General features: G+C 60.4%; 21 protein-coding genes. 9 read left to right on the forward strand and 12 right to left on the reverse strand.

The window, feature by feature from the left end:
- Window positions 1–10 precede the first annotated feature (10 nt).
- Window positions 11–1,390 (reverse strand): dihydrolipoyl dehydrogenase family protein, encoded by a 1,380-nt coding sequence (locus ACZ5OO_RS03495; RefSeq protein WP_464078483.1) that lies wholly within the window; start codon window positions 1,388–1,390, stop codon window positions 11–13.
- A 22-nt stretch (window positions 1,391–1,412) separates the two neighbouring features.
- Between ACZ5OO_RS03495 and ACZ5OO_RS03500 the strand changes: the two genes are divergently transcribed.
- The 3 genes from ACZ5OO_RS03500 to ACZ5OO_RS03510 all read left to right on the forward strand — a co-directional run bounded on the left by ACZ5OO_RS03500 (window position 1,413) and on the right by ACZ5OO_RS03510 (window position 3,928).
- Window positions 1,413–2,096, forward strand: coding sequence for an endonuclease of RecB family (locus ACZ5OO_RS03500; protein ID WP_013267289.1), 684 nt, complete (start codon window positions 1,413–1,415; stop codon window positions 2,094–2,096).
- Window positions 2,097–2,177: 81 nt separating this feature from the next.
- Entirely contained in the window at window positions 2,178–3,095 is a 918-nt protein-coding gene (locus ACZ5OO_RS03505; protein ID WP_013267290.1) for an ABC transporter ATP-binding protein, read from the forward strand.
- A complete protein-coding gene (locus tag ACZ5OO_RS03510; protein WP_013267291.1) occupies window positions 3,092–3,928 on the forward strand; it encodes an ABC transporter permease in 837 nt (278 codons plus the stop codon). Before ACZ5OO_RS03505 ends, ACZ5OO_RS03510 begins: the two co-directional genes overlap by 4 nt.
- Here the strand turns inward: ACZ5OO_RS03510 and ACZ5OO_RS03515 are convergent.
- From ACZ5OO_RS03515 to ACZ5OO_RS03530, 4 genes are all read right to left on the reverse strand, one after another.
- Window positions 3,915–4,619: an HAD family hydrolase gene (locus tag ACZ5OO_RS03515; protein WP_013267292.1), complete on the reverse strand. Its 705-nt coding sequence runs from the start codon at window positions 4,617–4,619 to the stop codon at window positions 3,915–3,917. The genes ACZ5OO_RS03510 and ACZ5OO_RS03515 overlap by 14 nt on opposite strands.
- Window positions 4,620–4,943: 324 nt before the next feature.
- On the reverse strand, window positions 4,944–6,605 hold the full coding sequence (locus ACZ5OO_RS03520) for a hypothetical protein (protein ID WP_013267293.1): 1,662 nt from the start codon (window positions 6,603–6,605) through the stop codon (window positions 4,944–4,946).
- Window positions 6,606–6,801: 196 nt separating this feature from the next.
- Complete coding sequence (locus ACZ5OO_RS03525; RefSeq protein WP_013267294.1) at window positions 6,802–7,380, reverse strand: endonuclease dU; 579 nt, start codon at window positions 7,378–7,380, stop codon at window positions 6,802–6,804.
- A 10-nt stretch (window positions 7,381–7,390) separates the two neighbouring features.
- On the reverse strand, window positions 7,391–9,622 hold the full coding sequence (locus tag ACZ5OO_RS03530) for a beta-glucosidase (protein ID WP_464078484.1): 2,232 nt from the start codon (window positions 9,620–9,622) through the stop codon (window positions 7,391–7,393).
- 160 nt (window positions 9,623–9,782) lie between these two features.
- Here ACZ5OO_RS03530 and ACZ5OO_RS03535 point away from each other — a divergent pair, with 160 nt between their 5' ends.
- Window positions 9,783–9,911 carry a hypothetical protein gene (locus ACZ5OO_RS03535; protein WP_464078485.1) on the forward strand — a complete coding sequence of 43 codons (129 nt, stop codon included), beginning with the start codon at window positions 9,783–9,785 and terminating at the stop codon, window positions 9,909–9,911.
- A gap of 2 nt (window positions 9,912–9,913) precedes the next feature.
- Here ACZ5OO_RS03535 and ACZ5OO_RS03540 read toward each other — a convergent pair whose 3' ends face one another.
- From ACZ5OO_RS03540 to ACZ5OO_RS03560, 5 genes are read right to left on the reverse strand one after another with little or no spacing between them, the layout of a single operon-like run.
- A complete protein-coding gene (locus ACZ5OO_RS03540; protein WP_464078486.1) occupies window positions 9,914–11,110 on the reverse strand; it encodes a hypothetical protein in 1,197 nt (398 codons plus the stop codon).
- Between the two features lie 13 nt (window positions 11,111–11,123).
- Entirely contained in the window at window positions 11,124–12,095 is a 972-nt protein-coding gene (locus ACZ5OO_RS03545) for an ABC transporter ATP-binding protein (protein WP_464078487.1), read from the reverse strand.
- Window positions 12,092–13,081 (reverse strand): ABC transporter ATP-binding protein, encoded by a 990-nt coding sequence (locus tag ACZ5OO_RS03550; protein WP_013267299.1) that lies wholly within the window; start codon window positions 13,079–13,081, stop codon window positions 12,092–12,094. Before ACZ5OO_RS03550 ends, ACZ5OO_RS03545 begins: the two co-directional genes overlap by 4 nt.
- A gap of 3 nt (window positions 13,082–13,084) precedes the next feature.
- On the reverse strand, window positions 13,085–13,972 hold the full coding sequence (locus ACZ5OO_RS03555; RefSeq protein WP_464078488.1) for an ABC transporter permease: 888 nt from the start codon (window positions 13,970–13,972) through the stop codon (window positions 13,085–13,087).
- A gap of 7 nt (window positions 13,973–13,979) precedes the next feature.
- Window positions 13,980–14,972: an ABC transporter permease gene (locus ACZ5OO_RS03560; RefSeq protein WP_013267301.1), complete on the reverse strand. Its 993-nt coding sequence runs from the start codon at window positions 14,970–14,972 to the stop codon at window positions 13,980–13,982.
- 148 nt (window positions 14,973–15,120) lie between these two features.
- Here ACZ5OO_RS03560 and ACZ5OO_RS03565 point away from each other — a divergent pair, with 148 nt between their 5' ends.
- The 5 genes from ACZ5OO_RS03565 to ACZ5OO_RS03585 all read left to right on the forward strand — a co-directional run bounded on the left by ACZ5OO_RS03565 (window position 15,121) and on the right by ACZ5OO_RS03585 (window position 21,660).
- On the forward strand, window positions 15,121–17,307 hold the full coding sequence (locus tag ACZ5OO_RS03565; protein ID WP_464078489.1) for an ABC transporter substrate-binding protein: 2,187 nt from the start codon (window positions 15,121–15,123) through the stop codon (window positions 17,305–17,307).
- 113 nt (window positions 17,308–17,420) lie between these two features.
- Window positions 17,421–18,542 (forward strand): GH12 family glycosyl hydrolase domain-containing protein, encoded by a 1,122-nt coding sequence (locus tag ACZ5OO_RS03570; protein ID WP_013267303.1) that lies wholly within the window; start codon window positions 17,421–17,423, stop codon window positions 18,540–18,542.
- A gap of 258 nt (window positions 18,543–18,800) precedes the next feature.
- Entirely contained in the window at window positions 18,801–20,045 is a 1,245-nt protein-coding gene (locus tag ACZ5OO_RS03575; RefSeq protein ID WP_464078490.1) for a phosphoglycerate kinase, read from the forward strand.
- On the forward strand, window positions 20,042–20,467 hold the full coding sequence (locus ACZ5OO_RS03580; RefSeq protein WP_013267305.1) for a universal stress protein: 426 nt from the start codon (window positions 20,042–20,044) through the stop codon (window positions 20,465–20,467). The genes ACZ5OO_RS03575 and ACZ5OO_RS03580 overlap by 4 nt, the downstream gene beginning before the upstream one ends.
- 59 nt (window positions 20,468–20,526) lie before the next feature.
- Complete coding sequence (locus ACZ5OO_RS03585; protein WP_148217209.1) at window positions 20,527–21,660, forward strand: MFS transporter; 1,134 nt, start codon at window positions 20,527–20,529, stop codon at window positions 21,658–21,660.
- A 50-nt stretch (window positions 21,661–21,710) separates the two neighbouring features.
- Here the strand turns inward: ACZ5OO_RS03585 and bgaS are convergent, their stop codons facing one another.
- Together bgaS and ACZ5OO_RS03595 are read right to left on the reverse strand one after the other, a co-directional pair.
- Entirely contained in the window at window positions 21,711–23,120 is a 1,410-nt protein-coding gene (gene bgaS, locus ACZ5OO_RS03590; RefSeq protein WP_464078550.1) for a beta-galactosidase BgaS, read from the reverse strand.
- A gap of 107 nt (window positions 23,121–23,227) precedes the next feature.
- Window positions 23,228–24,028, reverse strand: a complete 801-nt coding sequence (locus tag ACZ5OO_RS03595; RefSeq protein WP_464078551.1) for a prenyltransferase — start codon at window positions 24,026–24,028, stop codon at window positions 23,228–23,230.

The following is a 24,028-nucleotide window of genomic DNA, read 5'->3' on the forward strand; positions in this document are numbered from 1 at the left end:
GCCGCGGCGATCAGGCCTGCCTGAAGGCCTCGGCCAGGACCTCCATCGGCGACGGGTGTGGCGGGGCCAGCCAGTAGAGCCTCTCCGCGTCAAGGCCTGAGCCCATGGCCATGGCGAAGGCAGTCAGTATGGCGTGGGCCTCGGGGGCGAAGGCCTGGGCCCCGAGCACCCTGCCGGGCTCGTCAACAAGCACCTTGACCCACGAGTCCTGGTGGCCCAGCATTAACGTGTAGGAGTTGGCCTTCATGCTGTACCTTATGACGTCGAACTTAACGCCCATGGCCCTGAGCTCCTCCTCGGTGTAGCCCACGTAGCCCATCTCCGGCACGGTATAGACGACGGAGGGAACGTCCAGGTAGCTCATCCTGTAGGCCTCCCTGCCGACTAGGATGTTCCTGGCCGCCACCAGGCTGCCCCTCACGGCCGCGTGGTAAAGCATGGCCTTTCCAGCGACGTCGCCGGCAGCGAACACGTTTTCCCTGCTCGTCCTCATGCCTGGGGACACCCTTATGCCGGGGCCAACGTCGAGGCCCAGGACCTCGAGGCCGTAGCCCTCAAGCCTGGGCCTCCTGCCAACCGCCATTATAACCTCGTCGGCCTGAACCTCTATGGAGCCCCCGTCCCTTGAGGTCGCCCTGAGGACCTTGGCCTGGCCCCTCCTCTCAACCGAGGAGGCGGCGTAGCCGAGCCTCACGTCAACGCCCCTCCTCTGCAGTGCCCTGAGGGCCGCCCTCGAGAGGTCCATGGGCATGTTGGGCAGGAGCCTGTCCATCATCTCGACGAGGGTCACCTTGACTCCAAACCTTGAGAGCACCTCGGCCGCCTCGACACCTATGTAGCCGCCCCCCACTATGGCCACTGAGTCCGGCAGCTCCCTGGGGGTCCTCATGTAGGTGTAGAGGTCATCGCTGGTCATGCAGAGCTCCGCTCCAGGGATCCTGGGCACCACGTTAACCGAGCCCGCCCCTATGTGGAGGTACCTGAAGTTTACGGTGAGCTCGCCCTCCTGGGTCCTGACCCTGAGCTCCCTGTCGCTCACTATGGTGGCCCAGCCCCTGAGCACGGTCAGCCTCTCGGACAGCTGCTCGGCCATCCACTTCAGCTGCGAGAACACCTGGGACTGGACCCTGTCCTTAGCGTCAACGGCCCTCCTCCAGACCTCGTCGGGGTCCACCTTAGCGCCGATGGAGACTGCCTCGTCAACCTTCAGGGCCCACTCCCTGAGGGCCTTTGAGGGCACGCAGCCGCTGTGGAGGCACTCGCCCCCTAGGAACTCCCTGTCGTCAACTAGGGCCACCCTAAGGCCCGCCCTGGCGAGCTCGAAGGCTCCTGGGTAGGAGGCACCGCCCCCTCCTATGAGGGCCACGTCTACCGTCAGGGCGCCGGACAAAAGCTTCACCGCAGAGCGCGGGATGCCAAGGTATTTCAGCCTTATCCTTAGGCATTACAGTATTTACCTTGGCCTCCACAGGGAGCTCGGTGAGCCGGTGCTCAGGGCCAGCGAGTCCATAGCGGCCTCCCGCCTGGAGTCCATGGGCTTCAGGGTGCTGGAGTTCCACAGGAAGGTCATAGTAGACGGCGTCGAGGCCTCGGACATAGACATAGTTGCAGAGAAGGACAACGTCCTATACGCAGTCGAGGTCAAGGCCGGCCTGGTTGACGTGTCTTCCGTCAGGCAGGCCTACGTTAACTCCGTGCTCACGGGCATGAGGCCAGCCATAGTGGCCAGGGGCTACTCGGACGAGGCGGCCAGGGCGGTGGCCTCGAGGCTCGGGGTTGAGGTGATAATTTTGGATGACCAGCTCTTCGTTCAGCCCGACGAGCTGAGGGAGCTGATAGTTGACGCCGTGGAGGAGGCCCTGGAGAGGGTGACGCTGCCGCTCTCCTTCTGCGGCAGCCTGAGCGAGGAGGAGCTCAGGGCGGTCAAGGCCATAGCGTCGGCCGAGGACTTCAGCTCCGCGGCCAAGGCGCTCGGGGTCACGACGGAGCAGCTGGGAAGGCTCGTGGAGTCCATGAGGAGGAGGGGCGTTATGCCGAGGGGCGACTTCAGGGCCATGAGGGTGGCCTCGAGGCTTTTGCTCCTGTGCAGCCGCTGAGCTTATTTGGCTAGTGTTTCCGATATATCAGTGAGAGAGTGAAGCGGCACGGAGGCAGTTGAGACCCAGGACCTGACGAGGGTGTTCAAGGTCAAGTCGCTGGAGGTCAGGGCCCTGGACGGGGTGAGCATCAGGGTCCCCAGGAGCTCGGTGGTCGCCCTGGTGGGCCCCAACGGCTCGGGCAAGACGACGCTGATAAAGATACTCTCAACTCTCCTGCTCCCCACCTCCGGGAAGGCCTACGTCATGAGCTATGACGTCACAAGGGACGTCAAGGAGGTCAGGGGAAGCATAGGGCTCGTGCTGACGGGCGAGAGGCTTTTCTACTACAGGCTCACGGGCTACGAGAACCTGCTCTTCTTCGCGAGCCTCTACGACATGAGCCTCGGCGAGGCCAGGCGGAGGGCGAGGGAGACGCTGGAGCTCGTGGGCCTGGGCAGGTGGGCAAACGTGCAGTACATGAAGTACAGCCTGGGGATGCAGAGGAGGCTCGCCATAGCCAGGGCCCTGATCCACGACCCCCCGGTGCTGCTGCTGGATGAGCCTACCCTGGGCCTCGACCCGGTCTCAGCCAGGGAGCTGAGGGGTCTTGTCAAGTCCCTCTCGAGGGACAAGGCCGTCCTCATGACTAGCCACTACATGGGCGAGGTGGAGGGCCTGGCAGACTACATCTACGTGATAAAGTACGGCAGGATAATAGCCGAGGGCACTCCTGCCAGCCTCAAGGCTGCGGTCGGCAAGGTCGTGGAGGCCTCGCTCCCCTACGACGCCGTCCCCCAGGACCTGAGGAGGTTCATGGCGTTCGTCAGGGGGAGCAGGGCGGTGCTCAGGGTGCCCAGGAGCATGGCCGACAGGCTCGACGGGAGGGCCGAGTACTACAGGGAGGACGAGCCGACCCTTGAGGACGTCTACGCCGCCCTGGTGGGCGAGGAGACTATGGAGATAGACCACAGGTCCAGGGTCAGGGGAGGCTGGGCCTGGAGGGGTGGGATGGCTTGAGCCTGGCCAGGAGGCTGAGCGTTGTGGCCGCCAGGCTCTACGCCTACGTTTACCTAAGGGGCTTCAGGGTCTGGAGCACCTACAGGACGCAGATAGCGCTTAACGTGGTCAGTTGGGTCCTCCCCGTGTTCACATACTACTTCACTGGGACAGCCCTCGGCGCCAGGATAGTGAGCGGGGCCTTCAGTATGAGGCCCCAGGAGTACACGCCCTTCGTCGTCATTGGCCTGGCCTTCCAGGGCTACGTGTCCTCCGTCATAACGACGATAAGCGGGAGGATGAGGAACGAGCAGCTCATGGGCACCATAGAGTACTACCTGATGACGCAGAGCGGGGTCCTCGGCATGCTTATATACTCGACGCTGTGGGGCTTCATAATGAACTCGATAAGCATGGCTGTTACCCTGGCCATAGGCTACGGCCTGGGCGTCAGGTACGCGGCCTCAGGCCTGCTGGCCGCGGTGATCATAGTGGCCGAGCTGCTCATAGCTACCGTCGGCATATCAATGGTGGCAGGGGGCGTAGTGATGATAACCAAGCAGGGCAACCCGGTGGCGTTCTTCTTCTCAACGGTCACCACACTGATAGCTGGCACCGTGTTCCCCGTGTCCGTGCTCCCGGCGTGGCTCAGGTACTTGAGCTACGCCGTGCCCCTGACGCCCGCCCTCCAGGGCCTCAGGCTGTCGCTCCTTGATGGCGTCGGCGTGGGCGGCGCCCTCTGGTACATACTTGTGCTCCTGGCCTATGACGTGGTCCTGCTGCCCCTGGGAGTCGCAGTTTACACGTACGGCTTCAACAGGGCCAGGAGGGACGGCACGCTCAGCGAGTACTGAGCTCCAGGATCACCTGCCTGAGCCCCCTGAGGTCAGGCACCACCGCAAACCCCAGCTCCGGGAGCACAATCGCCTCGCTCACCCTGCCCCTGGCGACCAGCACCGCCCTGAGGCCGGCCGCCAGGGCGCCCCCCAGGTCCTCCGACGCCCTGTCGCCCACGTGCACGAGCTCGCTGACGTCAACCCCCAGTCCCTTCGCTGCGGCCAGGAAGGCCTCAGGGCTCGGCTTTGAGTGGCCTATCTCGTCGGCAAAGCCCATGAAGTCGAAGGCGTCCCCGAAGGCCCTGCTCAGGAGCCTCCTGGTGGCGGAGCTCGACCAGAACAGGGTGTTCCCCAGGACCCCGACCCTGAGGCCCAGCCCCCTCACATCCCTCACTGCCTCCAGCGAGTCCTGGAAGGCGACGGCGCTCACGTCAAGGGAGGCCACGGCATCGTTTATAACCTGCAGCAGGTCGCCCCCGTAGCCGAGGGATGACGCCAGGTAGCTGACCGAGGCCCTGACGCTCTCGGCGCCGCTGAGCCCCCTGAGCTGCCTGAGCCTCCTGACGTGCCTGTCCGCCTCGCTGACTGCCTTCCTGACGTCGTCCACGGGCCTTCCCGTGGCCCTTGAGACGGCCCCTATCATCGCCTCCCTGGCCACCTTGAGGTTCAGCAGCGTGTCCCAGACGTCAAACGTAACGGCCCTTATCATGGCCTCTCGCCGGAGGGAAGCCAGGGAGTTTACTCATAGCCTAAAGCCTTTTAATTACATCTAACCTTTCACGGCGTCCTCTTAAGGGGTCACATACGGCCACCTCTAAGTCATTGGAACCGCTTGAGGAGGACGCCGCTATTATCTCATAATATCACATGTACACATATATTTTCCTTGCAAGGTTAAGTGGGGCCGCGGAGCCTTCCCTAAATTAATCAAAGGAGTTTCAGCTTTTGCGCCTTTGAGGCTTAGAATTAAAACTTCGTGTGTTCCGGCGCGGCGACCGTGAGCCTCTTTGGCCCGTTACATCTCTTGGCATCTTCAGGGCGAGGAGGTGAGGTTTATGAACACGAGCTCCCTGGGCAGCGTGAAGCCGTAGCCGCTGGCGTTATAGTACACAGGCGTCAGGTTGCTGTAGTATGCGCTGGCATAGTAGCCCTTCGGCAGGCCATTGCCTATCAAGATAGTGTTTGCGCTGACTGCCACTGAATAGCTTTGGTACTGGAAGGGGTTGAGGACCCCAGCTATCAGGTCCGCGGCCGCTGCCGCCTCAGCCCGGCCAAATATCATTGAAATAGTCTTGCTCGCCGACGCTATGGCCGAGCCCAGATCAAGGCCCACGCCCAGGGGGGAGCTGGCCCCGTTAACCCCGACCGAGAGGTCAACGAAGGCCTTGGTGAGGGTGCTGCCAGGGCTCACGGTGGCATAATAAGCCAGGTTCGTCGCATAGTCCTGCCATATGACGGGCGCTGGCGTGTTGGGCAGGGGGCAGGTCGAGTTCATGCCAGTCCCGAGGAAGCGGCCTGGAGACTGCATGAGCAGCTCCTGCTCGTAGGCCCACATGCTCAGGTTGACGCACCTGTCGTAGGCCTGCCAGACGTATACTGCTGGAGCCTCAGCGCCGTTATCTTCTACTACCTGGACCTCTGTTAGCTGGAGGCCAAGGTACCAGGCCACTACAGATGAACCCGCCTCCTCGGTCCAGTTGACAAGCGCGCCCTGGCCCACTATATAGAGCTGGCCTAAGTTGAGGGTAAGCGTTGGGGTGTCAGCCTCGGTTCCGTTACCCTCGACCACCTTACCCCCTGTCGTGAACGTAAATGCGGCACCCATCAGGGGGGACAGCTCGCTGACCGCCTGGAAAAGCTTTCCCGACTCAGCGTCTCCTAGGGCTGACTCGAACTCACTGCCGAGCAGGGTAATTGAGTTCACGCTGAACTGGTCAACCAGCTCAGAGGCGTCAAGGATCTCTATGACCGCGTTTGCGGAGCCTGACCCGCTGACTGTGCTGGGCTGCGCTGCCGCCAGGGCGAGGCTTATTGGAGCCATGCCTGTGTCGTTGGGATACCACGCCAGAACGTGAGGCACTAGGTAATACGGAGGCGAGGCGGGCTCAGTAGTTATAGTGGTGCTGACTGTTGTCGTAGTAGCGCTTTGCGCTGGCGTCGTCCCACCCATGTTCTCCGTAACCTTAATGCCATTGCCGGAGGTTTCCAGAATAGTCCTGAATGGATGGCCCACTATCACGCTTATTACAGCTCCCCTGCCGCTCAGGGCAAGGCTCAGGTTCAGGGGCTGGTAGATGGGCTGCGCTATAACCTCAACGCTTCCGTTAGGGAGGTCCACGGCGTATGAGACCCATATTATTATTGAGGGCTCCAGGGAGTACACGACGGCCCTGCCATACCTGTGCACCCAGTCCTCAGCCCAGCCGGTCAGCCTCCCTGCGCTTATGTTCGCCTGCGGGCCGGTGCCGTTGTACACCGCAATGAACTGCGTCCCATCGGGGGTCGGCGCCCAGGCCCACACCGAGAAGGAGGCGTTGGTCAGTTGGACGGGTTCGCTGTCGTTCGCGACGGCATAGGCCTTTATTATTATTTCCTCCCCGTGGCGCAGCAGCTTAGGTATAAGATAAAGCCCTGTTAGCAGGGAGGTCGCGACAACTATGACTAAAATGGCAGCTAAGGCGCCAACAGCCTTCACAGGGCAGCCGCCGATTGTTACTAAGGGACGCGTGTTTATAAGATCTTTCTTATAAAACTTTCTTATCTCAATTTTATTTATTTTAATTTTAATATTTCAATATATTATGTACTTGGGCAGCTGTTTTACATTTTAAAGTTTGTAATAAATAGACAAGAACTAATGTCTCGCGGGGCCTGGGTTGATGTTCCTCGCCTCACTCTACCTTGCCTGCCCCCTCCTGTAGCCCCAGGACCTCAGATGCCTCGGAGGCGAGCCTGTGGGCCACCCTTATGGGCTCAGGCACCCTGGTGAAAAACTGGTATAGCTCAACGAGCTTAGCGGCCTCATCGACGCCCATGCCCCACGTAACGAGGTAGAGCCTGCCCCTCCTCGTGTTAACCTCCCTCGCGCCCGAGACCAACGATATGGCCCTGAGCCTCAGCTCCGCGTCCCTGAAGTGCTGCCTCAGCGGCCTTGAGAGCCTCCCGAGGCTAGGCATGTAGGAGTACACCACGACCACGGGCATGCCCGTCAGCCTGCTGAGGCCCGGCAGCGAGACGAAGTTGAAGCCGCCTATGGTTATGGAGTCCAGCATTATGACCCCTGGGGGCCTCGCCATGAGCGACACCATGCCTGATATCACTGAGGTGGCGTCGAGGCCATCGACGCGTATCAGGCCTATTGAGGCGCTGCGAGGCCACAGCTCCCTGTAGGAGACGCAGGCGACCGCCGTGACCCCGCCCCCCAGCTTTTTGACGACGCCGTCGTCGCACGCGACAGCAGTGAACTCCAAGGCGGGCCCCTCAGTAGCTGACCGCAGCCCACAGGCCGCCGCCGCGGCCGCCGAGCCTCACCTCATCAAGTCTCAGTGAGCCGCTCAGCCTGAGGTCCGCGGAGGAGGGGCCGACGTAGAAGCTGTAGGTGCCCCCGGGCACTACAAGCCTGTCGCCCGGCAGGTAAACCGAGAGAGCTTCATAGCTGACGCTGAACGTGACCCGCCTGGCCTCGTTGACCTTAAGGGGCACCCTGGCGAAGCCCACCAGCTCCACCTTTGGCCTCTCGTAGGCCTGGGAGGGAGCGCTCATGTAGAGCTGTGACACCTCCTCAACATCAAGGGGGCCCAGGTTCCTCACTGTAAAGGAGGCCCTGACTCCATTGTCATAGGTAATCAGCTCAAGGTCAGAGTACTCGACCCTTGAGTAGCTCAGCCCGTGGCCGAACGGGAAGGCCGCCGAGGGCCTCCTCCTGGTGATCCTGGAGTATGAGGACCTGCGGAGGTTGTACCTGACCGGCAGGTCACCAACGGAGGCCGGTATCGTCACTGGAAGCCTGCCCGAGGGGTTCACCAGGCCCGCCAGGGCCCTCGCTATAGCGTTGCCCCCCTCCTCGCCCGGGTAGAACGAGTACAGGATCGCCACGGATGACCTGACCACGTCATCAGGTATGGCCAAGGGCCTGCCGGAGACGATCACTGTGACCAACTTAACTCCAGCGCTGGCCAGCTCCCTGAGAAGCCTCACCTGGCACTCGGGCAGCACGGGGTCCCTGTCTATCCCCTCGCCCGAGGTAACCTCGGGGTCCGCCAGCCAGAAGCCGCCCGCAACCTCGCCGACGACGGCAACGACTACGTCGTGCCCGGGTGTGGCCTCGGCCGCAGCCCTGACCTCCTCGTCGCTGCACCTGGTCCAGCTGCTCACTCTGACGAAGTCGACGTTGAGCCCCAGGCCCCTGAGGCCCTCAAGTACGCTCACAACCCTGGTGACCTCCTCCCTGAGGCCCCTGTGGGCCTGGAGGTGGTAGTCGAAGAGCAGGGCCCTGCCATCTGCGGCGCTGGGGCCCGTCAGCAGGACCCTAGCGTCGCGCCTCAGGGGCAGGGCCCCCTCGTTCTTAAGCAGCACCAGGGACCTCTCAGCGGCCTCCCTGGCCAGCTCCCTGTCGCCAGGCTCCTCCAGCGGCTCGCCCGAGTAGCTCACGTAAGGGTTCTCAAAGAGGCCGAGGGCCACCTTAGCCGCGACCACCCTCTCGGCAGCCCTCCTTATCACGGACTCCGGCGCCCTGCCTGACCTGGCCATGTCTGCCAGGGCCCAGTAGAGCCTCTCCCTCATGGGCGCGTAGCCGTTCTCCACGTCAACTCCTGACGTTATGGCCAGGAGCGCGGCCTCCTCCCTCCCCTGGGCGACGCCCTGGGTGTCAATGAGCATGCTCAGGGCCTCGGCGTCTGACGCTGTGAAGCCGCCGAAGCCCCACTCGCCCCTGAGGACGCCGTCTATGAGGAGCCCGTTGGCGTGGCTTGGGACCCCGTCAACGTCGTTGTATGAAGGCATGACTGAGAGGGGCGAGGACTCCTTGACGGCCGCCTCGAAGGGGACCATAACGAGGTTCCTGAGGTCCAGGTAGCCTATGGGGGCGTTGGCGCCGTTCCTGCCACCCTCCGAGGCGCCGTAGGCCACGAAGTGCTTCAGCGTCGCGGCCACCCCCTGGGACTGCACCCCCCTGACGTAGCTCACCCCCATGGCTGCAGCCAGCCTGGGATCCTCGCCGTAAGTCTCCTCGCACCTGCCCCACCTGGGGTCCAGGCAGAGGTCAAGCACTGGGGAGAAGAGCTGCCTGACGCCAAGCCTTGAGGCCTGCCTTCCAATGGCCTGGGCAACCCTCAGCATCAGGCCGGGGTCAAAGGTGCTGGCCATTGCCAGGGGCGAGGGGAAGGCCGTGGCCTGGGGCACCATCAGCCCTCCCGCCCCCTCCTCCTCAGGTATGGCAGGTATGCCAACCCTCTCCATAAGGAACCGCTGCAGCCTGTTGAGCTCCCTGGCGGCGGCCGCCAGGTCCCTCACGACGCCGTTGCCGTAGACCCTCTTGACTATGCCGACCCCGCTGCCGACCAGTTCCCTTGCCTTCTCCTCCGAGAGCCTTCCGTCCTCGTCGAGGAGGTCCGTGAACGGTATGGCCTCCAGCTGGGCTATGGCCTCCTCCAGGGACAGCCTTGAGACTATTTCCCTCGCCCTGAGGAAGTGCTCAGGCCTTAGCTCCAGCAACCTCGCCCCGCGGCGTTGTTGCCTAGGCAGAATAAATGCATGTCAGCGCCTCAGCGGGTGTCGAGCGCTGTATACTTTTTTCTACTCATTCATGTCTATTTTAATAGATTCTTTGATACTAAGAAAGGTTTTTAAAGATTAGAAAGGTTAATGAAGTGTGGTGATGAAAGTGGCCTACCAGAGGAAGGACATAAGGGAGGGCGGAGCCAGGTACTCCACGGACACCAGGTACGCGATATGCGAGAGGCTGGGCTACACCACGTGCCTCAGCCTCTACGGGTTCAAGTGAGGTCATTTTCTTTTAGTCAGCAGGGCAAGGGCTACGATTAACGCAGTTATAACAACTACAGCGGGGACCAGTAGCTCCTCGACTTCATGAGCCTCGCCTGGCCTGGGGGATTGTACGGAGGAAGAAGTTGTGAGGCTTCTAGAGACCACGGGCGTGCTGACGTTACTTGTTGTGCTCGTTAACTGTGGGGCTGTAACTGAAGTTGTTGTGGTCGTGGTCATCGCGCTGCAGAGGTTTGTGGGGGAGCCGTTAACCAGGTACCAGGAGCTGACGTTGAAGTTCATAATCATATCGCCGCCTGGGGCGTCAACCTCGGCCCCGAGCTGTATAACGCTCAGGTAGAGCCCCTGTTCCCACCGGGTGCCGTTGAACTCCCCGATTATGTTAAGGGTCTCATTCATAAGCTCGCCCAGGTTGACGCCGTACTCGCCCTTAAGTAGCCCGTGGTACTGGCCGCCACTTGTGTTGACCTCAGGTATCAGTATTATGAGCATCCAGCCCGAGGGACCCCCGTTGCGGGGAAGTATGAAGACCTGGTAGGTCACGTTTTCAATATCGCCGTTGATGAGCGTCGGCATCGTTATAGGCCTCCACGTGACCCAGTACGGCAGCCCAGCGAGGCTCTGGTTGGCAAACATCCAGAGCATTAGCTCAACGTCGCTTGGCCCAAGCGAGGTGACGCCAGGGCTTCTGACCAGCCATATGTCGTATGAGAAGTCGTTGTAGGCGCCCCTGCTGAGCGAGAGGGAGTAGTTCACCACGGACCAGAGGTCAGGCACCTCAGAGGCCGGCATGGGGAGGCTCAGGAAGCCGTAGCTTGAGGTCCTGGTATAGAAGGGCCCCCAGGAGTACCAGCCGTACATTATGTCGGGGAAGCCCACCACTGGCGTGAACTTGATGGCCCTCGAGACGCCCGTGACGTTAATATAAACGTAAAGGCGCCCTCCTGAGAGCACCATGGTCACGTTGCCTGTGCCGCCTACAAGGTTCCAGAGCATGGGGGATATCATTGCAGTGGCCCCGTCCTGGAGGCCGCCTATGTAGGCGTTGTAGTTGTTGACGCCGGCAAGCGTGAGGAGCGTGTAGTTGCCCCTCGGTATCATAGTGTAGTACCGGCTGCAGGCCGCCGCCTGGGGACCCGTCAGCGCGAAAGCCACTACGCCAACAGCTAGGGCCAGGTAAAGAAGCCTCACATGCATGGTATCGGACCCCTCAGTGGGCCGACTTCAGGGCCTCCAGCGCGTAATGGCATGAGGCCCAGTGGCCCGGCTCAACCTCCTTCAGCGTGGGCTTGTTGGACCTGCAGTAATCCCTTGCGATTGGACACCTGTCGGCGAAGACGCAGCCCTTTATGTAGCCGGTCTTGAACTCTATGGTTGTCGTGGTTATGCGGTCCCTCCACTTGGAGGTAACGCGGGGTATGGACTTCATAAGCAGCTGGGTGTAGGGGTGGGCAGGCCTGCTGTAGACGCTGTCGACGTCGCCATACTCCATGATCTCGCCCTTGTAGAGCACCAATATCCTGTCTGCTATGTAAGACGCCAGGCCAAGGTCGTGGGTCACGAAGAGCACGGACACCCCGGCCTCTGTCTTGAGCTTGTAGAGCAGGTTGAGCACGTTGGCCCTTAGTGAGGCGTCTATCATTGAGACTATCTCGTCGGCCAGGAGCACCCTGGGCTTTATCAGGAGGGCCCTGGCTATCATTATCCTCTGCAGCTGTCCGCCGCTCAGCTGGTGCGGGTACTTGCCCAGGGTCTCGTCGGGGTCCAGGCCAACGAACTCCAGGGACTCCCTTATGGCTTTCATCCTCTCGGCCTCGGATGCCGAGGGCATGTAAGTCTTTGCAGCCATGTAGAGGGGCCTCTCAACCCTGTAGAACGGGTTGAAGGAGGAGTAGGGGTCCTGAAGCACGGCCTGAACCTCCTTCCAGTACTCCCTGCTGTCCCACCTCTCCAGCGGCCTGCCGCGGTACAGTATGGTGCCTGAGGTGGGCCTCTCAACCTTCATCAGTATCTTGAGCAGCGTGCTCTTCCCGCTGCCGCTCTCGCCCACGATTGAGAGCACCTCGCCCTCCCTCACGTTGAATGATACGTTGTTAAGCGCGTAGATCCTCGTTGTCCTGAAGAAGCCCGTGCTGAAGACCTTGGTGAGGCCCTTAACCTCGTAAAGCTCCTCGCCGTTCACTGAGCCTCACCTCCTCCGGCGTAGAGCCAGCACGTCACAGCCCTCCTTCCTCCGTCTAAGTGAACTGTGGGCGGGGCCTGGCGGGAGCATATGTCCTTTGCCATCGGGCACCTGGGGTGGAACCTGCAGCCGCTGGGAGGCGATATCAGGGATGGCGGCTCCCCCCTGAGCCCCTCGACGCGCTTCTTAGCTATCCTGACCCCCGGCTCGGGTATGTTTGATATGAGGACCTTGGTGTAGGGGTGCCTGGGGTTTGTCATAACGTCCTCCGCAGGGCCCATCTCCACTATCTGGCCGGCGTACATGACCGCTATGTCTGTCGATATCTCATTCACCAGGGCTATGTCGTGAGTTATGAACACCATGGACTTTATGGAGCCCTCGCTGACCAGGTCCTGCAGGTACTGTATTACCAGCCTCTGCACCACCACGTCAAGCGCGCTGGTCGGCTCATCCGCTATAAGGACCTCAGGGTCCAGGAGGGTGCTTATTAGGATAGTCACCCTCTGCCTCATGCCGCCGCTGAGCTCTATGGCGTACCTGTCAAAGACCCACGGGGGAAGGCCGAGCTTCAGGGCCCTCTCCCTCGCCAGCTTCACCCTGTACGCGAACTCGTCAGGTGGAACTTCATGGGATATCAGCAGGTCCCTCACTATATCCCTTATCTTGCTTGTCGGGTTCAGGGCGTTCATGGCGTACTGGGGAATTATGGATATGCCTGCGGCCCTCACCTTCCTAAGCTCCTCGGGGTGCATCTTAAAGATGTTCACGCCCTTGAACAGGACCTCGCCCGAGACCACCTTAAGCGGGGGCCTCATGGTGTTTGACAGGACGCTGCCAAGCGTGCTCTTCCCGCTGCCGCTCTCGCCCACGACTCCCAGGACCTGCCCCTGCTCCAAGTCAAAGGAGACGCCGTCCACGGCCTTGACCTCGCCGGCCGACGTGAAGTAGTACGCCTTGAGGTCCCTTACCTCGAGCAGCTTCAACCCTCATGCACCCCTCAGCCTTGGGTTAAACACCCTGTCCATGCCTATTGCTATGGCTGTGAGCGAGGTTGCCACGAGAATTATTACTACCACTGGCGGCATCCACCACCACCACCAATTGTAAACTAGGGCCCCCCAGCCCCAGGCGTAGCCTATCATGAGGCCAAGGGTTATGGTGTTCCCGGGGCCAAGCCCTATGGCGTCGAGCCCCACGTCTGCCATGAGCGCCCCGTTGAGCGTCATCACGAGCATTATAGCTATGTAGGGGAGCATCTGAGGCATTATCTCCGTGAGGGCTATGGACAGCCCGCCCATGCCGTTGAGCCTGGCGACGGTGACGTAGTCCCTGCTCCTCATGTTCAGGGCAAAGCTCCTGTAGGCCCTCGCCCCCCAGGGCCACGAGAACGCGCCTATTATTACGGCCTCGAGCTGAAGGCCTGGATGGTGAACTATGGAGGCTATCAGCAGGAGTATGGTAAAGGTGGGTATGACTAGGAACGTGTTGGTAAGGAAGTTGAGCACGGCGTCAGGTATGCCCCCCATGAAGCCGGCTATGATGCCTATGGCCAGGCCTATGAGAGTGGCCAGGACGGCCGCCACTGTAGCGACGAACAGCGTGTGCTGCGTGCCGAAGAGGAGCTGGGAGAAGACGTCCTGCCCGAAGCCCGTAGTGCCTAACAAGTACTTAGCCGACGGGGGGCTGTTCAGTGGCCCCACAGGGGCCAGGTAGTCCTTGTAGGGGGCTATCATGCCGGCCAGGAGGGCGGGGACTACTACTATAAGGAGAACTATCACACCCCCCAGGAAGAACCTCTCCCTCAGGAGGGACCAGAGCAGGGAGTTCCTGATGCTCTGGACCTCAACCTTAGGCCTTGGGATTCTCCTGCTCAAGGCATCATCACTCCCCTACCTCGGCCACCCTGACCCTGGGGTCAAGCACGCTGTAGAGTATGTCAACAATGTAGTTAGCTAGCAGCACCACGGTCGCTATAACGACGAAGACCCCGGCCACTGTGAGGTAGTCGTTGTCTGTGGCAGCTATGCCCATTATGTAGCCCATGCCAGGGTAGCCAAATATGAACTCGAGCACGTAGGAGCCGCCCACCACGGTTCCGAGGCTGAGCGCCAGGCCAGTTATCTGAGGCAGGAAGGCGTTCTTCATGGCGTACCTCGACAGTATCGAGGGGCGGATCCCCAGGGCCTCGCCGTAGTTCATGTAGTCGCTTCCCTTCTCGTTAATTATGAGCTGCCTCATGCCGAGGACCCAGCCGCCTAGCGAGACTATGGTTACAGAGGCGAAAGGCAGTATCCAGTGCCTGAAGAATATCGGAAGGTAGGACCAGGTGAGCCTGGGTATCGCTGAAAACGTGTACCCAGTGGCAGGGAGCCAGTGGAGGTCCACCGCAAACACAAGTATGAGCAGGAGGCCAAGCACGAAGAACGGTATGTTATTTATAGCCACAAAGGCTATCATCGAGGCCTTGTCAGTTATGGTGCCCGTCTTCCTGTAGCCTATCTGGGCCCCCAGTATGTTGCCAATGACCCAGGCCACCACCGTGGAAGGTATTATTAATATAAGGTCATAGGGCAGCGCCTCAGCTATAACCTTGTTGACAGTGGCCGGGAAGAACGCTATCGAGGGCCCGAGGTTCCCGTGGAGCAGGTCCTCCCAGAAGTGGACGTACTGCAGCCACAGCGGCTCGTTGGCGCCGAAGAGCCCCTCTATGTAGTTGACCATCTCCTTATACTCCTGTGGCGATATCATGGAGGAGCCCTGGGTCAGCGACCTGACCATCTGCGAGACCGTGATCTCAACGGCGTTGTAGGGCAGGAGGCGAGGGACGATCCACGCCACCGTCACCGCCACGAACCACGTAAGCAGGTAATACAATCCCTTATACAGTACGTGCTTTACGAACGGCGAAAGCCTAAACATCTTCACGCCTCGTATATTAGGTGTAACTGACTGCGTGGTTTTAAGTATACCTTTAACAAAGTTAAACATGCACTTAAATCTGTGCACAATGTTCTATACCTACATGAGTGAGAGAGTGAAAGGCAGGTCTTTAGGATTTCTTGGCATAGCAGTTATAGCGGTCTTCATAATAGCCATGGCAGGGTACCTCGCCCCAGCTGTAAACTTTAGCCCTGTCAGGGCCCAGACTACGACCTCGCTGATTTCGCTGCCTCCGGATCAGACGGTGTACGCGGGCGGCGTAAGCTGGAGCCCAATAACCACGCTCAACCCGTTCTCCACGGCAAACGTGATAGACGCGCTGGAGCTGGGCATAGTGTACTTGCCGCTGTTCCTCTGGTCCCCCGTGACGCTGCAGTACTACCCGGCCCTAGGCGAGAACTTCACGGTAACGTCAGTTACGGTGCCCGCCTCCATGGTCTATGGGCCTAACGCCACGGGCACTGTGGAGAGGGCCGCGCTTCTCGTGTGGATATGGCCTAACGCCACCTGGCAGGACGGCCAGCCTGTGACGGCGGACGACGTTGCCTTCACGTACTACCTAGGCAAGTACTACCCCTCGCTTGCATGGGGCTGGCTGTGGTCCCCAGGGCCTGGGGCGCTGCTGAACGTCACGCCAGTTAACAATAAGGAGGTCGAGTTCATATTCAACAGCTCGCCCTCGTCGCCGCCGTGGGGCAACATACTTGCGATACTTACAAGCCCGTCGTACCCGGTGCTCCCGCTTCACGAGTTCTACCCGAGCCTCAGCGACTTCTTCGCCAACGCCTCTAAGTGGAGCCCAATAACTTGGAACCCCAACACGTCACAGGTGATAGGCGACGGCCCATATGAGATATACGCCTACACCCCAAGCGAGGTAGTCTTCAAGAAGTGGAGCGGCTGGTGGGGCTGGAACATATGGAACGTGCCTGACAACGGCGCATACGCTCCAACATACCTGGCGGACGTAGTGATAACCTCAAATCCACAGGCCATATCAATGTTTGAGAGCGGGGAGATGACGTGGGGCGGCTACTTCCTGACCAACGTGTGGCAGCTCAGGACCAACGGTATATACACCTACCTGAGCCACGCTCCATGGAACCTGCAGGAGGGCCCGTGGGTGACGCTCCTCATAAATGAGATGTACCCGCCGTACAACATAACCCTCGTGAGGAGGGCAATAGCATATGCCATAAACACTGAGCAGCTGGCCCAGGTAGGGGAGAACGGGCAGGAGGAGCCAGCTAACATAAGCAACGGATTCGGCTTCTTCGCGCCATACAACATCTACAGCAAGGCGTGGGGCAGGTACATAAACATGAGCATAGTACAGAAGTACGGCTGGACCTTCAACTTAACCGAGGCCAAGCTCCTCATGGACGAGGTGGCTAAGGAGTACGGCTGGCACATGAACTCGCAGGGCTACTGGGTGACGCCGCAGGGATGGGTTGTTAACGCCACAATAATAGTGCCCTACGGCTGGACCGACTGGATGACGGACGCCCAGCTCATAGCCCAGAACCTGTCTAAGATAGGGATTGACGCCTCAACGGTGTTCCCATCATACAGCCAGTGGTACAGCGATGTGGCGGAGGGCGAGTACTCGATGTCACTGATGTGGTCATGGTCGGGCGTAATACCCAACACCTGGTTTGAGTACTTCCTCTGGACCACGGGCACAGCGCCAGTCGGCAGCTGGGCGTGGGCTGACATGGAGAGGTTCAACAACACGGCCGCGTGGCAGGCCTACAACGACATGAGGGAGATATACACAATAAACCCAGACAACATGAGCGCCCTCATGCCGCTCTACGACAACCTGCTAACCATACTGTTAAACTACACGCCCGTCATACCGCTGTTAACTAACGGTATATGGTACGAGTACTCAACCACGTACTGGCAGGGATGGCCCAACGAGACCACGGGCTACCTCTTCCCGCCAGCCCCATGGGACAACCCAGGCAACGCCTACGTGTTAGTGCACCTGTACCCCAAGGGGGTCACAATTACGACCACCACCTCAACAACCACAACACCTACCACAACGACAACCACGTCTACCACCACGACCACCACCTCAACAACCACAACCACCAGTACTACATCAACTACATCTACTACGTCAACAACCACAACACCTACAACTACTTCAACGCCCGTGCCCAGCAAGAAGCCTTCATACACAGGGCTCTACATAGGCATCGCTGTAGTAGTAATAATAATTGTGATAGTGGCGGCCGTTCTGGCCCTTAGGAGAAGATGAAAGGGCTCCTAAGGGTGAACTAATTGCCTAAACGCATTTTTGTTTTTCTTGCCGTGATAGTCGTGCCTTTAGTTCTTGTCGGCTTCCTAAGTTCGCAGTGTTCAGCAGGGCCAGTGGCAAGGGGCCAAGGGATAGGTGGATGGGATAACATACAGCTGGTGCCAGCGACTAATGCAACTCAGCTTCAGGCAGTTCCATGCATAGCAGTATCGCAGGCCCCTGGCGGCCCGTACGCTCAGCTCAACCTCACGTTGCCTTCAGAGGTAAGCGCTGTGATTATGACAGACGTCTGGAACACCAGAAGCGGAGGCGGGGATGTCACAGTAAGGGCCTGCAGGACGCACGTCTCAGCTTACGTAAACGTCAGCAGTGCCACCGCGTCAGACATTTATGACACCGTCATGGGCTACCCTGAGATCATGTACGGCTACAAGCCCTGGGGGCAGACAGTCACAGGGGAGTCCCCCTACCTGCAGCTGCCACAAATGGTGGGCCGCCTGCCCCCCATACTGGCCTACCTTAACTACACCCTTAACTTCACTAACGGCAGGGGCGACTTCTCCTTCGACATCTGGGTCACCAGGAGCTATGAGCCATCCTCAGTCACATCAGGGGACCTAGAGGTCATGGTGTGGTTCTACCACACCCCCGGCTTCAACCCCATGGGTTACCCCGCTCCCAACGCGACATTCTACGTGCCGACCTTCATAAATGGAACTCCTGTGAACGCGACGTGGCAGGCCTACGTGGCCAGGAGCATACCGTGGACATACATAGCGATGGTCCTCAGCCCTCCGGTGAGCAGCGGCTCCATAGAGGTTCCGCTGACCCAGCTGCTCGGCGACGCGGGCCAGCTCTACGATAGGCTGTGGAACTACAGCTTTAACGACATGTACCTCAACGACATCGAGCTAGGAATGGAGTACACCTCGCTGAAGTGGCCCCCTGTGGACGTCAGCGTAACCGCGTGGTACAGGCTCTACTCCTTTGGGTTCCTAGTGCCGCTGGAGGCCACAACCACTGTAACGAAGGTAGTGACCCAGACGGCTTCACCTATGGCATTAACTAGCACCACAACCACAACAACTATTATGACATCTATCATCACCAGCTCAGTCAAGGCAACGTCTGCAGGGCGTCAGGAGGCCAACTCCATTTACTTAGCTGCGGCCGCAGCCATAGTAGGCATATTGATTGGCTTTTATTTAGGCAGCAGGCGCAGGGCAGGGCATTAATAGAGGTTATTAGATTTCTTTCTGTATTCATTAATGTTTAATAATATGTATTCATAAGTTATAACAAACATATTAAAAGTTCAGAATAGGTTAGTAAGACTGGTGATAAAATGAGCAGGAGGTCCCAGGGGGACTCCAGGAAGGAGGACTCAAGGGACAGGTGGCTCAGGTACGTGACTCTGGCCATGATGTCAGCGCCATAGTTTAAACGGGCGGCGACCTCAGGCCTTTAACTTCCTCCCTTTTAAGGAACTCTGGGTGTCGCTGCTGATCCAGCTTGGCGACCAGCTGATACCTACCCTTGACGACCTGAGGCCCAGGAACTCCAAGGTGCTGGTCAGGGTCGACTTTAACTCCCCGGTTAACGACTCGGGCATGCTTATGGACGACTCAAGGATAAGGGCCCACCTCCAGACGATAAGGGAGCTCGTAGACGACGGTAACAGCGTCGTCCTCATGTCGCACCAGGGCAGGCCGGGCGGGAGGGACTTCGTGAGCCTCTCGCAGCACGCCAAGGTCCTCTCGAGGTACCTGGGGGTTGAGGTGAAGTTCATAGAGGACGTCATGGGCCCCTACGCGAGGCAGTCCATAAGGTCGCTGGGGCAGGGGGAGGTGGCCATGCTTGAGAACGTCAGGTTCGCCTCTGAGGAGCTGGTCGAGTCGCCCCCGAGGCAGCAGGCCAACACGTTCCTGGTCAGGTACCTCTCGCCCCTCTTCAACTACTACGTTAACGACGCCTTCGCCACGGCCCACAGGAGCCAGCCCAGTGTGGTGGGCTTCCCCCTGGTGCTGCCGTCAGCCGCGGGGAGGCTCATGGAGAGCGAGGTCAGGGCGCTGGCAAAGGTGCTCGACAGGTCCCTGGGGCCAAAGGTCTTCGTGCTGGGAGGCGCTAAGGTGGCCGACACCCTCAAGGTCATAGAGAACCTGGTGAGGAACAGGCTGGCAGACAGGATACTCACGGGAGGGCTGGTGGGCGAGCTGTTCGCCGTGGCCAAGGGCGTAATGCTGAGCATACAGAGCATGGAGGCCCTCGAGAGGTCGGGGGCCCTGGCGCTTCTCCCCAGGGCAAGGAGGATATTAATGAGCGGGGCCCCCATAGAGGTGCCCATGGACTACAGGGTGATGGCCGGCGGCGAGGTGAGGGAGGAGCCCTTGGGCAGGGTGAGCGGGCTGATAATGGACATAGGCAGGGGCACGGTCGAGGTCTACTCGTCAATGATTGAGGACGCGGGCCTCACAGTGATAAGGGGACCCATGGGCGTCGTCGAGCTCCCCCAGTTCAGGGAGGGCACAATGGCCGTCCTCAGGGCCGCCATGGAGGGCAAGGGGTACACGGTAATCGGAGGGGGCCACGTGGCCGCCCTCAGCGGCCTTGAACCTGGCACCAGCAACTCCAGGGTCCACGTCTCCACCGGGGCCGCGGCGTTCCTGGCCTTCCTCTCCGGCGAGGGCCTGCCAGCCCTTGAGGCCCTGTCGCAGTCAGCTAAGGGGGTGAGAGCTTGAGCGAGCAGGGAAGCGGCGAGCCGAGCTACACCGTCAGCTTCTGGCTTAAGGAGCTCCTGGTGCCTGTCGACGGCTCAGGCTCGAGCATGAAGGCCCTCGACCTGGCCATAGACTTTGCGATGAGGTACGGCTCCAGGATAACAGTCCTCTTTGTGTGCCCCGACGCCTCAAGGGTCGAGTCCGTGAGGAAGCAGGTCGAGGAGAAGGCCTCGGGCAGGGCGGAGATAACGTTTAAGGCAGTAAGTTATGACCCCTCCACGTCAAGCGTCGCCAACGAGATACTGAAGGCCATAGCTGAGGGCTCATACGACGCTGTAATAATGGGGGCCCGGGGGACCAGCATAAATGGCGACATAAACGTCGGCTCGGTGGCAATGGCCGTGGCGGCCCACGCGCCGGTCACCGTGATACTCGTCAGGTGACGCGACATAATGAGGTAAACTAATATATCTGGAACTCACACATCCCTGCGGGCTCCTGGTTGAGCTCAAGGTCAGCCCTTGTCGGGGTCCTAGTGCCCTTCATGCTCTCGGCTTACGCCGTCTTCTCGATCTCGCTGGCGGTCAGCCAGCTCTCGGAGTACCTCTCGGAGCCGCCGTCCCTGGTCCTCGTCGCGGTGCTGCTGAGCTTCATAGGAGGCGCAGCGGGGGGCGTCATGATTGGCTACGTGGCTGACAGGCTCGGGAGGAGGCCGGCCATAATGATATCGTCCATCCTCTTCGGGGCCTCGGTGCTGATGGCGTCGTTCATGAGGGCCCTCTGGGAGCTCTACGCCCTGTGGTTCCTGGTCGGCGTTGGGGTGAACTCGCTGAACGGGGTCTCCTACGCCGTTGTGGTTGAGGTCCTCAGGTCCTCCAAGGGGGTCTTCGGGGGGTTCATGCAGGGCCTCTACTTCGTTGGATTCCTGCTTGACGTCGTCACTTTTGCCCTGGTCAGGTACTGGAGGCCTTACTTCCTCACAGTCGGCGCCGTAAGCCTTGTGGCCTCGCTCGCCGCCTCGCTGCTGGTCCCTGAGACCGCCAGGAGGTGGGCCAGGCCGGCCTCAAGCATGGCCAGGATGGGCAGGGGGCTCGCAGTCGTAACTGTTGGCCTCACTGCCATAGTCGCCGGGGCCTTCATGTTCTCCGTGCCCCTGCTCTCGGTGACCCCATCCTTCCTGCCCAGCATGGGGCTGGGCCAGGGGCTGCTCATGGGCCTCTCGCTCCTGGGGCTGGCTAGCTTCACGCTGGCGGGGTACCTGTCAGACAGGTATGGGAGGCTGCCCGTCCAGGCCGCGTTCGCCGCCATGGGCCTCGCCTCCTCGGCGCTCCTCATACCTGCCTACCGCGGCCTCCTCGGGGCCCTGGCCCTGGCCCTCATGTTCTTCTTCACCGGCTACTTCGGCTACGCCGGAGTGTGGGCAGGCGAGACTTACCCGGCCGAGTACAGGGCCACGGCGACCAACGTGGTGTTCGTGGTGGGCAGAATAATGGGAGGGCTCTCGGCAGTCGTGGCGGCCTCCCTCTTCCCCGCGTCGCTGAGGGTCGGCACGGCGCTCACGTGTATCATAGCCAACGTTATAGCCCTGGCGGGCTCAGGGGTCTACCTTTACGGCAGAAGGCTTGAGGGCAAGTGAAGGCTGTGGTGGGCGGCATCACCAGGCGCTGGGCTGCTGCCCGGGGCCCGTCACCTGTGCCCCGGGCTCAGGCCCCTGAGCGGGGGCACTGAGTTCAGGTGCTCTATCTCGTCCGTTATCGCCCTGCTTTTGGCTATCTCCCTGTATATGAATGCCGAGGGCCTCCAGTGGAGCCTCTTGGTCGAGTAGTCAACCATGAGGAGCCCGAACCTCTTGCCGAAGCCCGAGGCCCACTCGTAGTTGTCCGCCAGGGACCAGTGCAGGTAGCCAATCACGTTGACGCCGTCCTGCAGGGCCCTGTGCACCTGGTACACGTGGGAGACGAGGTAGTAGGGCCTCTGGTAGTCGCCCTCGTCAGCTATGCCGTTCTCAGTTACGAGCAGCGGCAGGTGGTACCGGTCCCAGTACTCCTTCAGCACATTATAGAGGCCCTCAGGGTAGAACTCCCAGCCGAAGTCGCTGCACGGCCTCCCGGCCGGGCTCACGCCGTTGGGCTCGCAGCCGTGGCCGTAGCCGGGCACTATTTCATAGCCGCTTCCCCTTGCCCTCACGACCTGCCTAGTGTAGTAGTTAACTCCTATCCAGTCAAGCCTTCCTTTAAGGTCATCCCTCGTGGAGCCCCCGAGCTGCCCCCTTACCACGGCGTCAAAGAACGCCCACCTGTTGTCAAACTTAGCCCTCTCAGCGGCCTCCCTGTCGGCGTCGGTGAGCGGCGTGAAGTCGGAGTTGGCGTAGATGACCCCAACGGGCTTCTTGGTGATTGCCTTCACCGCGTCATAAGCCCTGGCGTGGGCCTGCACCAGGTTCTTCATGGCCCTCCCCGCGCACTCGAGGCACAGGTAGCCGGGCGGGAAGCCGGACTTGACGGCGGCGTAGCCGAGCCCCCAGACAACGTTTGGCTCATTCATGGTTGAGTACATGTAGACCAGGTCGTCAAGCTTCCAGGCTACGTAGGCCGAGAACTTGGCGAACTCTATGACGGTCCTCACGTCAAGCCAGCCCGAGGGTGCCGAGAGGTTCCCTCTCCTTATCGCTATGGGGTCGTGGAGCCAGAGGGGCAAGGGCCAGTGGTAGAGGTTCAGTATGAACGTTATCCCCCTTGACCTGAGGTCGCTGAACATCTCCCTGTAGTGGTTAATGGCGTCCCTATTGGCCATCTTGTCCAGCTGCTCCAGCGCGCCCTCGCTTACATAGACTGACAGCACGTCGTCACCCTTGACCTCGGCGTCCACCTTGACGTCGAAGGTAGGCCTTGGGAATATCCTGCTCCACTCGACCCCTATCCTGGCGGCTGTAAGCCCCATCGCCTGGGCGGCGTCGTGGAACTTCCTGTAGTTGCCCCAGTAGCCGGGGCCGTTCTCAGGGAAGTCCCCGCTCACGAGGCCGGCGGCTATGTTCTCGCGGTCGTGGACCCAGGCGTACCAGTCGCTGTTCGGGTCCTCGCTGCCTGGGGTCCCCATCTCGGACTGGAAGCCCGCCTGGGACCAGCCGAACAGGAAGTCCTTTGGGAAGGTAACTGCCAATTACATCGCCGCTCAGCAGGTGGTCCCGCTAAAATTTAAAGGCTTCAGGGGTGGGACGACAGGGCTATTGCAATGGAGTAGGCCGTGGCCAGGAGGACGGTGACGTAGAACCTGTACCTGTTGGCCTTCAACAGGGGCTCGCTCCTGACGCCTAACACCGTCAGCACGGCCGGCACCGCGGCGGGGGCCACTGCCAGGGTGAGCAGCCCCCAGGGCCAGAGCAGGGCCGCCGGGAGCAGCAGGGACGTCAGCATCATGGCAGCGTAAAGCCAGGACGCAGCTGCCTTGCCTACCCTGACGGGCAGGGTCCTCACCCCATGGGCCTTGTCCCACTCGTAGTCCCTTATGTTGTCAGCCAGCACCACAGAGGAGGTTATGAAGGCCATTGGCAGCGAGAGGACGGCCTCCCTTAGGGAGAGCGCGCCGGATACGGTGTAGGCGGCGCCCACTATCATTAGGACTGCTGTCACGAAGACGTCAAGCTCGCCCAGCCCCATGTACTTAAGCCCCACCGGGCCGCTGTAACAGAAAAGCAGGAAGGCGCCCACGGCCAGGAAGAGGGGCAGCAGCGGCCTGTCGAAGGCCAGGGTAGCGATGGCCACGAGGGCGGAGCCGAAGGCGAAGAGCGATGCCCCGAAGGCCTTGAGCCTCCCCAGGTCTATGCCAAGGCCGTAAAAGCTGTGCGGCCTCATCATTACGCCCGGGGCCCCAGGGGAGTCCACGCCCCTGACAGTGTCAAAATAATCGTTCAGCACGTTCTCAGCCGCCTGGAACGAGACGACCCCTAAGGCCACCATTGCCGTGAGCGCTATGGACATTGGCCTGAAGCCGCAGAAGTAGCTCAT

It is taken from the genome of Acidilobus aceticus, assembly GCF_055392325.1.

Coding starts and splice junctions, on each gene's coding strand:
- bgaS (WP_464078550.1), bottom strand. CDS start 23,120: ATGGGGACCCCAGGCAGCGAGGACCCGAACAGCGACTGGTACGCCTGG.
- ACZ5OO_RS03540 (WP_464078486.1), bottom strand. CDS start 11,110: ATGCATGTGAGGCTTCTTTACCTGGCCCTAGCTGTTGGCGTAGTGGCT.
- ACZ5OO_RS03515 (WP_013267292.1), bottom strand. CDS start 4,619: ATGATAAGGGCCGTTACGTTTGACGTCTGGGACACGCTGCTGAACCTC.
- ACZ5OO_RS03595 (WP_464078551.1), bottom strand. CDS start 24,028: ATGAGCTACTTCTGCGGCTTCAGGCCAATGTCCATAGCGCTCACGGCA.
- ACZ5OO_RS03565 (WP_464078489.1), top strand. CDS start 15,121: ATGAGTGAGAGAGTGAAAGGCAGGTCTTTAGGATTTCTTGGCATAGCA.
- ACZ5OO_RS03500 (WP_013267289.1), top strand. CDS start 1,413: ATGCCAAGGTATTTCAGCCTTATCCTTAGGCATTACAGTATTTACCTT.